The sequence below is a fragment of the Cupriavidus sp. 10L43_2 genome (assembly GCF_056395265.1).
Window position 1 is genome coordinate 1 of sequence record NZ_JBFTJE010000052.1, and the last position, 1,003, is coordinate 1,003.

Genomic DNA, 1,003 nt, shown 5'->3' on the forward strand with positions numbered 1-1,003 from the left:
GTTCAGTGCCCGTGCCGTGGGCTTCGATACAGCTGATCATCCGCGGATGTATTCCTGATTTTTCAAGCGCGCCGGAAATCACGTCAGCCTGGGCGCTCGGACTCGGCACTGTATACCCGTTTGTTCTGCCGCCGTGATTGATATGAGTGCCGCGAATCACCCCGTAAATATGGTCCTTATCAGCCATCGCTTTTGACAGCGGCTTTAACAGCACGGCCCCGACGCCTTCACCGGGAACAAATCCGTCCCCGCCTTCACCGAAACTTTTGCACGTTCCGTCTTTTGAAAGCATTCGATAGGCGCTGAGCTCCGCATAAGCCGAAGGATGCGTATACACATTCACACCGCCGGCAATCGCCATGTCACATTCGCCGCGAAGGATGTTTTCACACGCTTCATGAATTGCAGTCAGCGAAGACGAGCACATCGTATCAACCGGCATGCTCGGCCCTTTCAGATTAAGAAAATAGGAAACTCTGTTGGCCGCTGAACTGAACGACGTTTTCGGCTGCAGGGCGCCGCCGTTTTTCCAGTACATTCCGTACCCGTTTTTCGTAATGCCAGCAAAAACGCCGACCCGGCCGTTATACAGATTCTCAAGCTGTTCCTTCGTATAACCGGCATCCTCCAGCACCTGCCAGCACATTTCAATAAAGAGACGCTCCTGCGGGTCCATATTCAAAGCATCACGGGGTGAAATTTGAAAAAACAGCGGATCAAAGAAAGCGGCATCTTTCAGAAACCCGCCCCGCTTACTGTAACTTTTCCCTGCTTTCACGGCCGCTTCGGGATCAGGGTTGTAGTACTTGTCCTTTTCCCAGCGCTCTTCGGGAATTTCCGTCACACAGTCTTTTCCGGCTGCTAAGTTATCCCAGTACTCTTCAAGTGTTTCAGCTTGCGGATAACATCCGCTGACTCCGATAATCGCAATCCCTTCTTTTGTCTGATTCTCATTGGAAAAAGAAGGCCGTTTCTTTCGCTTGATAAATGACGGAAGCACCGG

General features: G+C 51.6%; 1 protein-coding gene. It reads right to left on the minus strand.

Features of this window, described 5'->3' with window-relative positions; translation table 11 throughout:
- A partial coding sequence (locus tag AC1DEL_RS27565) for a beta-ketoacyl synthase N-terminal-like domain-containing protein (RefSeq protein ID WP_477159249.1) occupies nucleotides 1-1,003 on the minus strand: 1,003 nt, incomplete at both ends.